The following is a 5,861-nucleotide window of genomic DNA, read 5'->3' as shown; positions in this document are numbered from 1 at the left end:
GGATCCGGCCGCCGCGCGCCGTCGTGTGCCGTCACGCCGTACGGGAGCCACGGTGACGCCGCCGGGACCGGCTCGGGCTCACGGGACGGCCGGGGCCTCCTGGGGGCCGAGGACCGTGAGCAGGGCGAGGCGCTCGGCGTCCTCGGTGCCGGGCTCGGCCGTGTAGACCATGATCCGCAGATCGCTGCCGGCCACGGAGAGCACATCGCAGTCGAGCGTCACCGGGCCGACGGCCGGGTGCTCCACGGTCTTGCGCGCCGCGTCGTGGACGCCCACCACGCCGCTGTCCCACAGTCCGGCGAAACGGTCGCTGCGCTCGCGCAGTTCCCTGATCAGGGCGTGCAGCCGGCGGTCGGCCGGGTAGCGCTCGGCGGCGGTGCGCAGGTCGGCGACGAGTGCCGTCTCGAAGGCCCGCAGCGCGTCCGGCGTGTGGGCGACGCCGTGTCCGGGGCCGAGGAAGTGCCGCCACACACCGTTGCGTTCCCCGCCGCGCAGGCGGGAAGGGTCGCCCATGAGGGCGGCGTAGGGCGCGTTGGCGACCAGCAGGGTCCAGGTGGCGTCGTAGACCGCGACCGGGGTCCCGGCCAGCCGGTCCAGCAGCCGCTGCACGCTGGGCGGGATGAAGGCGGGCACGGTCCGTGGACCGGGCGGGGCGAGTCCCGCCAGCCGGTACAGATGGTCGCGTTCGGGGGCCGAGAGCCTGAGCGCCCGGGCCAGCGACTCGACGACCTGGGAGGACGGGTTGGTCGCCCGGCCCTGTTCCAGCCGCGTCACGTAGTCGACGGAGATCCCGGCCAGCTGTGCCAGTTCCTCCCGGCGCAGCCCCGCGGCCCGTCGGCGGCCCCCGGCGGGCAGTCCGGCGTCCCCGGGCGGTAGCCGGTCGCGCCAGCGGTGGATCGCCGCTCCCAGTTCCCCGCTCGTCATGCCCCCAGTGTGCCGCGCGGCGCCCGGGCGTGCCTGGTACCGCGATTCCTAGGAAAACAGGTCTTCTGGCTGTTCCGGTGCCGTCGGCGGAGCCTTGAGGCATGACGAACACACTCATCACCGGAGCGAACAAGGGTCTCGGCTTCGAGACCGCCCGCCGGCTGCTGGCCGCCGGCCACACCGTCCACCTCGGCGCCCGCGACCCCGAGCGCGGCCGGCGCGCCGCCGAGGAGCTCGGCGCCCACTTCGTCCAGCTCGACGTCACCGACGACGCCTCCGTCGCCGCCGCGGTCAAGGTGATCGAGGCCGAGGGCGGCCTGGACGTCCTGGTCAACAACGCCGGGATCGAGCCGCGCCGGCCCGACGGCGGCTTCGTCGACCCCGCCACGACCACCGCCGACGACGTGCGGACCGTGTTCGAGACCAACGTATTCGGCATGGTCCGGGTCCTGCACGCCTTCCTGCCGCTGCTGCGGCGCTCGGCCCACCCGGTCGTCGTCAACGTCAGCAGCGGGCTCGCCGCGGCGGCGGCGCTCGCGGACCCGGCGGCGCCCGAGCACTTCTACCCCGACCTCGCCTACCCGGCGTCCAAGGCCGCGGTCAACATGCTCACCGTGCAGTACGCCAAGGCGTTCGACGGCATCCGGATCAACGCGGTCGACCCCGGGTTCACCGCCACCGACCTCAACCACAACACCGGGACCCAGACGGTCGAGGAGGGCGCGGACGTCATCGTCCGCATGGCGGGCATCGGCCCCGACGGCCCCACGGGCACCTTCCGGAAGGCGGCCGGGGTCCTGCCCTGGTGACGGGCATCCGGGGCGACAGCGACGGGCCGGCCGACGTGTGCCGGGCGTGTCGCTGCCCCGGCTGTGGCATGCGGCGGCGTGGCGCGTGCCGGGCCGGCGAGGCGCGCGGCGAGGATGGCGCTCGGTAGCAGCGGGCTGGGAGGCGGGTATGACGGTGAACCGTATCGGCCTGGTCGTGCACGGCGGACGCCCCGAGGCCTTGGCCGCCGGGCGGGCCGTGCGCGAGTGGTGCGCCGAGCACGCCGTGGCGTGCACCGACATCGACGTGTGGCGGGAGGGCGCCCGGCACAGCGCGCGGGAGGAGGTCGACGCCGCGCACGATCCGGACCTCATCGTCACCCTCGGCGGCGACGGCACCTTCCTGCGCGGGGCCCGGCTGGCGGCCGAGAACGACGCCCTGGTGCTCGGCGTCGACCTGGGGCGGGTCGGCTTTCTGACCGAGGTGCCGGCCACGGCGGTGCGGGCGGCGCTGGACGCGGTGCGCGAGGAGCGGATCACCGTGGAGAGCCGGATGCTCCTCACCATGCGGGCGTCCTGCCGGCTGGAGATGCCCGCGCAGATGGAGGTGCTGATGCGGTACGGCCGCGGGCCGCTGCTGCCTCCGCCCCGGGTGCGCACGGAGTGCGAGACGGGCAACGACTGGGGTGTGGCGCTGAACGTCACCGCGCTGAACGACGTCGTGGTGGAGAAGCTGGCCCGGGACCGGCAGGTGTCGGTCGCGGTCTATCTGGCCGGCCGGCTGCTCGCCTCCTACTCCGCCGACGCGCTGCTGGTGGCCACGCCCACGGGCTCCACCGCGTACAGCTTCGCCGCCGGTGGTCCGGTCGTCTCGCCCCGTGCGGAGGGGCTGGTCTTCACACCGGTGGCCCCGCACATGGTGTTCAACCGCTCGGTGGTGGCCGCCCCCGACGAGCCCGTCGCCCTGCGTGTGCTCGAACGGTCGGGCCAGGCCGCCGTCAGCATCGACGGCCAGCTGCGCGGCGTGCTGGGTCCCGGGGACTGGATCGGCGTGTACGCCGCGCCCCGCCGGCTCAAGGCGGTCCGGCTGGGCCCGACGGACTTCTACGGCCGGCTGCGTGAGCGCATGAACCTGACCGACGCCCCCGCCGCGCTCGCCGACGGCGGGGCCGCCCCCTTGTGGCCGGTGTCCTCGCCGCCACCGGGCGATCTCGCCCACCTCGCCCTGCCCGCCGCCCCCGGCGACGCGTCCGCACGGTGAACCGCCGTGCCCGTCGGGCACCTGGGTCAGGGCCGCGGCACGACCCGGCGGAGCTGGGCAAGCGACGAGATGGCGGCCGAAGCGGCACCGTCAGAGAGGCGGCGCCGGGCGCAGGGCCAGGAGGGCGATGTCGTCCGTGGTGTCGGTGCCGAGTCCGATGACGAGTTCGTCGCAGAAGACGTCGAGCGGGGCGCGGGCCAGGGCCGCGGTGTGCTGCCGCAGCCGGGCCATGGCGTCGTCGAGCGACTCCCCGCGGCGCTCGATGAGGCCGTCGGTGAACATCAGCAGGGTGGAGTGGGCCGGCAGCGGATCGTGGGCCGTGACCCGGGGCAGGCTCGGGTCCACGCCGATGAGCATGCCGGCGCCGGCTTCCAGGTAGCGGGTGTCGCCCTCCGGGGTGGTCAGCAGGATCGGCGGGTGCCCGGCCGAGGAGTGGCGCAGCTCCCACGGTCCGCCCTCGACGCCCTTGACCACGCCGTACACACACGTCGCCGTGGCCTGCGGGTAGAGGGTCTGGCAGGCCAGGTCGAAGCGGTGCACGACCTCCGCCGGAGGTTCCTGACGGTCCACCGCGATGCCGCGCAGCAGGTTCCGCAGCTGGCTCATGGCCACCGCGGCCTGCAGATCGTGTCCGGACACGTCGCCGATGACCAGGGCGGTGTCGCCGGTGGGCAGCAGGAACGCGTCGAACCAGTCCCCGCCGACCTGGGCGTCGGCGCTGGACGGGGCGTAGCGGGCGGTCAGTTCCAGGTGGTCGACGTCCGGCAGTTCGGGCAGCAGCGCGCGCTGCATGCGTTCGGCGGTGCGCCGGGTGTGCAGGTGCAGGCGGGCGTTGTCCACGCCGAGGGCGATGCCGTGCATCAGGTCGGTGAGGAGCGGCAGATCGGCGTCGGTGAACGGCTGCTCGCCGTCGACGCGGACCACGGTCAGCGCGCCCAGGACCTCCCGGCGGGCCCGCAGCGGGGCGATGACGGCGCTGCTCCCCCCGAGCTGCTGGAACAGCTCCACCTGGCACGCGTCCAGGGCGCTGACCGGCGCGCCGGGCGGGGAGGTGTCGGTGAGCAGCAGGGGGCCGGCGCCGCGCAGCACCCGGGGCAGCGGTCCCCGTGTCGCCTCGGACATCGGCGGCAGCGTGCCGAGGTGGACGCCGGGCCGCAGTGCCTCGGGGTGGCGGTGGACGACGCAGACCCGCTCCGCCCGCCCCTGCTCGTCCAGCAGATCCACCACGCACCAGTCGGCGAGCTGCCGGGTGAGCACCTGGCACACCCGGTGCAGTCCCTCGTTGAGGTCGAGTGTGCTGGTCAGCGCGCTGGAGACGTCGGCCAGCAGGCTGAGCCGCTCCGGAGCCCCGCGGTCGGTGTACGCGTCGCCCTCTCGGTGCGCAGGGCGCAGGGCGGCCGGCGCACCGAGAGGTCTGCGCAGGGCGCCCGGCCGCGGTCGTACCGCGGGCGGGTGGTCCTCGGCCTCGTGCGGGGACACGGCCGAGATCGTCCGCACACCGAGCTGGGCGACGAACACGGTACGGCCGTCGACCGCCTCCTGGGTCTGGATGTGCAGCCGGATGGGCACGAGCCGGCCGTCCCTGTGCAGCGCGGGCAGCGGAAGGGACCGGCCCAGGATCCTCGGCTGCCCGGTGAGCAGCAGGGACGTGAAGGCCGCCACATGGCGTTGCCGCAGGTGCTCGGGGATCAGGGTGGTCAGCCGGCGCCCGACGAGGTCGTCCGGCTGCCAGCCCAGCAGCTCCGCCGCGGCGGCGTTCACCGCGATGATCCGGTTGCCGTCGTCGGCGGCGACGGTCGGGACGCTGCTCGTCTCGACCTCCGAGGCGTCCCAGGGGGCCAGTTCGGTGGAGGTGGCGCTCGGTGCGCTGCGGACCAGCGTCCAGGCGGTGGGGCGGCCCCCGGAGAGCTGGCTGACGATCTGGTCGAGCAGCCAGCCGCGCATGGCCCTGACCTGCGGGAGCGCCGGGAGGGTGAGGAGGTTTCCCTGCTGGGCCGCGGCATCGGACGTGTCGAGCAGCCGGCCCAGGGTGGTCACGGCGGGCGCCGCGTCCGCCGGGAACACCACCCGCAGGCCGAGGGTGGAGGTGCCGGGGGTCTCCTCCTCCACCGCGGCGGTCATGTAGGCGCTGATCAGGTTGCTCATGTCCTGGGCGGTGACGAGGTCCTGCGGGGCCAGGCCGGCGGGGGGCCCGCTGAACGACATGAGGGTCAGTTCCCGCAGCAGCGCCTCCCGGTGCTGCCGCGACGCGGTGTAGAGGGCGTAGGGCAGGTCGATCAGCGTGACCGGCACCGTGGGGCCGGACGGCGGCACGGCCTCCCACGGGGACGACGGGGGCACCGGGACCTCGTTCCACAGTTCGAACCACACCGTCTTGCGGTCCGCGTCGACACGGACGCCGTGGTCCGAGGACAGCTCCTGCACCAGCGCGAGGCCCCGTCCGGTGGCGGCGTACGGCAGGCACTCGTGCGGGGTCAGCCCGCGGTCCGGCCGTTCGTCGGTGACCTGGACGTGCACCCGGTCCGCGGCCCCCTTCGCACGGACCTCCACCTCGGTGCGCGCGTGCAGCACCGCGTTGGTCACCAGCTCCCCGGTGAGCAGCTCGGCGGTCTCCACCACGTCCGGCGCGACGCCACCCAGCGCGGCCCGCACGAAACGGCGGGCCGACGCGGCGCTCTCCGGCCGCGGCGGCAACCGCCGCGACGACGCTCCGAGCGCACCCAAGCCGCCCATACCGACACCGTGTACCCACAATCGCCGGGCGAAACTGGGCCGGGCGGAGACCGGACGACGCAGGCCGGCAGGGAACGGCTGCCACAGCCGCCCGCCCTCCTGGAGGTGCACCCCCTCGGCCGTCTTCCCGGCCGAGCCGATGGTCACCGTGCGCTCACGCATCCCGGGGAACGTGG

Annotated in this window: 4 protein-coding genes; 2 read left to right on the top strand and 2 right to left on the bottom strand. The window is 74.9% G+C overall.

What is annotated here, in order from left to right:
* Window positions 1–78 precede the first annotated feature (78 nt).
* Window positions 79–924, bottom strand: coding sequence for a helix-turn-helix transcriptional regulator (locus ACWEN3_RS39335; RefSeq protein WP_452981399.1), 846 nt, complete (start codon window positions 922–924; stop codon window positions 79–81).
* A gap of 101 nt (window positions 925–1,025) precedes the next feature.
* Between ACWEN3_RS39335 and ACWEN3_RS39330 the strand changes: the two genes are divergently transcribed.
* Together ACWEN3_RS39330 and ACWEN3_RS39325 are read left to right on the top strand one after the other, a co-directional pair.
* The gene (locus ACWEN3_RS39330) at window positions 1,026–1,733 is read left to right on the top strand and encodes an SDR family NAD(P)-dependent oxidoreductase (protein ID WP_452981396.1); all 708 of its coding nucleotides are present in this window, start codon (window positions 1,026–1,028) and stop codon (window positions 1,731–1,733) included.
* Between the two features lie 148 nt (window positions 1,734–1,881).
* Window positions 1,882–2,952 carry an NAD(+)/NADH kinase gene (locus tag ACWEN3_RS39325; RefSeq protein ID WP_452981393.1) on the top strand — a complete coding sequence of 357 codons (1,071 nt, stop codon included), beginning with the start codon at window positions 1,882–1,884 and terminating at the stop codon, window positions 2,950–2,952.
* A gap of 90 nt (window positions 2,953–3,042) precedes the next feature.
* Here the strand turns inward: ACWEN3_RS39325 and ACWEN3_RS39320 are convergent, their stop codons facing one another.
* Entirely contained in the window at window positions 3,043–5,685 is a 2,643-nt protein-coding gene (locus tag ACWEN3_RS39320; protein WP_452981402.1) for a SpoIIE family protein phosphatase, read from the bottom strand.
* Window positions 5,686–5,861: the final 176 nt, after the last annotated feature.

It is taken from the genome of Streptomyces sp. NPDC004561 (genome assembly GCF_053602155.1).
This window is presented reverse-complemented; position numbering and strand designations above follow the sequence as displayed.

Excerpts from the sequence above, each read along its gene's own strand:
- ACWEN3_RS39325 (WP_452981393.1), top strand. The coding sequence starts at position 1,882 with ATGACGGTGAACCGTATCGGCCTGGTCGTGCACGGCGGACGCCCCGAG.
- ACWEN3_RS39330 (WP_452981396.1), top strand. The coding sequence starts at position 1,026 with ATGACGAACACACTCATCACCGGAGCGAACAAGGGTCTCGGCTTCGAG.
- ACWEN3_RS39320 (WP_452981402.1), bottom strand. The coding sequence starts at position 5,685 with ATGGGCGGCTTGGGTGCGCTCGGAGCGTCGTCGCGGCGGTTGCCGCCG.
- ACWEN3_RS39335 (WP_452981399.1), bottom strand. The coding sequence starts at position 924 with ATGACGAGCGGGGAACTGGGAGCGGCGATCCACCGCTGGCGCGACCGG.